Annotated in this window: 3 protein-coding genes and 1 pseudogene; 3 read left to right on the top strand and 1 reads right to left on the bottom strand. The window is 62.9% G+C overall.

The genetic code is table 11. From position 1 onward, the window contains the following. Positions 1-142: 142 nt before the first annotated feature. Entirely contained in the window at positions 143-541 is a 399-nt protein-coding gene (locus tag AB0J42_RS37510; protein ID WP_364303320.1) for a Clp protease N-terminal domain-containing protein, read from the bottom strand. Positions 542-637: 96 nt separating this feature from the next. Between AB0J42_RS37510 and AB0J42_RS37505 the strand changes: the two genes are divergently transcribed. The 3 genes and pseudogenes from AB0J42_RS37505 to AB0J42_RS37495 form a co-directional block, all read left to right on the top strand. Continuing rightward, the gene (locus tag AB0J42_RS37505) at positions 638-1,249 is read left to right on the top strand and encodes a hypothetical protein (RefSeq protein ID WP_364303318.1); all 612 of its coding nucleotides are present in this window, start codon (positions 638-640) and stop codon (positions 1,247-1,249) included. A gap of 3 nt (positions 1,250-1,252) precedes the next feature. Continuing rightward, complete coding sequence (locus AB0J42_RS37500; protein ID WP_364303316.1) at positions 1,253-2,122, top strand: hypothetical protein; 870 nt, start codon at positions 1,253-1,255, stop codon at positions 2,120-2,122. A 72-nt stretch (positions 2,123-2,194) separates the two neighbouring features. Next, positions 2,195-2,706 (top strand): annotated as a pseudogene (locus AB0J42_RS37495) (ankyrin repeat domain-containing protein); the annotation flags it as partial.

The raw sequence follows: 2,706 nt of genomic DNA, 5'->3' as shown, positions 1-2,706 counted from the left end.
GGCGACGGCACCAATATCGAGCGCGCCTCTGCCACCAGCGATGGCATACCTACGCCGAGACAACACCATGATCACAACAATCTACGGCTGCCGTATCTGAAAGACCACCCCTACCTGGACTCGTTCAGGTAATCGCGGTTGATCAGACGTTTCCGCAGAGGACCTTGATGACCTGCACTCGCGCCTGCTGGAGGTTCAATACGTCGGGATGCTCATGGATGAGGCCGAGCAGCAAATGCTCGGTGCCGATATACCGATGCCCCAACCCCGCGGCCTCCTGACGGGCGAGATCGGTGATTAGGCTGAGATCCGCACCTGCAGAGCGGAACCGCGTCACGTCGATACGAAGGCTCCGCAGCGTCATGACGGCCACCCCGTCATTCAACCGAGCCAGGCCCTCTACGAGATCACCGCCAGTAACACGGTCATGGCCCCGAGAACTGGCTACCTCCGCAGCCAGGCTCAGCACCTTCCGTGCGCGAGCCGTCAGGAGACTTTCCAGCGGCCGATGAAGGGTCGTCTTCTTCCGGCTCTTCAGCATGATGTCCCATCCCCAGTATGTGAGAGGCCGCTTGACAGTTGATCACGTATGCACAAGATTGTTGCGTCCCTCCCACCGAACTCCAGGGGAATCCCGATGAAGCGGACCTCCCAGCGCCTGAAGGCCAGCAAGGCGATGACGAAGGGCATCAAGGAGCTCGGCATGGCGGAGGACGCCGCCCGAGAACAGATGCCCCTGAGAGTCATCTCATCAGGCTCCGACGATTACGTCTCCGGCCCCCGCTTCACTGACGCACTTCCCCAGGGCACCAACTGGGTGCGCTACTTCCACACCGATCGGCCTACCAGCAACCCCCTGCTGGAAATCTTGGAACCCACCACACTCAAGGCCCTGCTGGCCCACCGAACCTCCTGGCAGGGCCGGGTCATCAAGGGCACGATCAAGGGCGACAAACTGGTCAAGGTCTCCGACGCTTTCGCCTCGCGCTTCCGCGGCTACTCCTGGAGCGAACCCGTCAGCACCATCTCCTACACCCTCCGCCTGAGCGCGGATGGCCTGGTAGAGCGAGTTACAACCAAGGGAGTCCTGCGCCACTGGAAGGGTTCCGTCCTCCGCGTCAAGACCGACACCCGCTACTCCGCCTGGGGCCGCCAGATCACCATCGCGCTACCGCTGAAGAGCGAAGTCCTCGACCAGGACCAACTAGAAGGCAAGGTCCCCTACCAGGTACCAGGCGTCTGGAACTGACTCATGCCGACCGAACACTCTGACCTGACCGAGATCGTCGCCCGTGGTGATCGGCGCATGAAACGCCTGAGCGTCGCGGTGGTGATGGCCTGCCTGCTGAGCGTCACGATTCCCGGCGGTGCCGTCCACGCGGCTCCGAAATCGGCCTCCCTCACCCCTGTCATCAAAGCGATCAAAAAGCAGTTCGCGAAGAAAAGCAGCGTGCGCTTCTCCGTAAAGCGACGCGGCGGCCCAGCCTCCTTCACCTGGGACATGAAAGCATCCGGCGCATACCGCTTCCGGGCTTCAGGCGTGTACGCCGCCGACACCACCGAGATCACCCAGGAGCCGCGAGGAACAGGCCGGTCCCGAGGGATCAGCGTCGGCCGAGACTTCTACTCACAGGCCTACGTACGTTCCAAGGACGGCAAGTACCTCTGGAAGTCACCGTCGAAGCTGGGGAAGTGGAGTCACGGTCGAAACCTCAGCGGGACGATCTGGGGAGAGGACCTGATCAACGGCATCAACCCGGGCTTCCTCAAACTGGGCGCCTCCCAGGGTGCGACCAGCACCGACGGCGGAAAGTTCGAGGGCGTGAAGACGACCCTCTACAGCGGCACAGTCACCGCTACCGAGCTGGGCGAACGACAGGCCGGGATTTTCTTCGGGACCGACGACGTGGATGAGATGTCTGTCTCATGGCACGGCCCCATCAGCTGGAAACTCTGGGTCGGCCCGGACGACTTGCCCCGACGCTTCCACGCCGTCATCAGGTTCACTCGGCCGGACGACGGCCAGACCGAGACCATGACGATGAACATCATCTACCGAGGATGGGGAAAGCCTGTCAAGATCACAGCCCCGCCCGAACACCTCATCACGACCGACTGGTGATCGATCTCACCGGACGTTTGTCGGTCTTTGCAGGCCGTCATCGATCACGCCTACATCCCTCTCAGGAGCGCCATGGTCGTCAACGACGGAACTGCGCCACCCGACGACGGCCGGGACAATCAACCTAATCCCGGCCACCCGGAAAGTGACACAGACCCGGAGCAGTACTTCCTGCTGCACGACGCAGCCGAGAACGACTCGCCCGAAACGGTCACGGACCTGGCGCACAGCATCGCCGATGTCGACTTCATCGACGATGACGACGAGGAGTACCGCGGCCGTACCGCACTCTGGACAGCCGTCTTCGCCAATCGTCCCGACAACGCGCGTGCCCTGGTAGCCGCAGGAGCGGACCCGTGGCGCCCCATGATGAACGGCTGGTCTCCAGGACGACTCAGCCTGGCCGGCCCCACCCCCGCCCTATTCAGCATCCCGCCCGGAACCCCCGGCCTGTCGCCACACGAGACCGCCGCCGTCACGGAAGCCAGCCCGGTAGCTGTCAAACCGGATGACACACGTCATGCTGCGTTGCTTGCCTGCCGGTCCTCCATAGTCTCGATGGTGGCGGGCTGCGGCTCGTTGAT

This window comes from Nonomuraea sp. NPDC049649, from assembly GCF_040675175.1.
Taxonomy (GTDB): domain Bacteria; phylum Actinomycetota; class Actinomycetes; order Streptosporangiales; family Streptosporangiaceae; genus Nonomuraea.
The sequence above is the reverse complement of the archived record's forward strand: the minus strand, read 5'-3'. Positions and strand labels throughout refer to the sequence as shown.

Bases quoted from the DNA above. Each gene is read 5' to 3' on its own strand.
- AB0J42_RS37510 (WP_364303320.1), bottom strand. From the start codon at position 541: ATGCTGAAGAGCCGGAAGAAGACGACCCTTCATCGGCCGCTGGAAAGT.
- AB0J42_RS37505 (WP_364303318.1), top strand. From the start codon at position 638: ATGAAGCGGACCTCCCAGCGCCTGAAGGCCAGCAAGGCGATGACGAAG.
- AB0J42_RS37500 (WP_364303316.1), top strand. From the start codon at position 1,253: ATGCCGACCGAACACTCTGACCTGACCGAGATCGTCGCCCGTGGTGAT.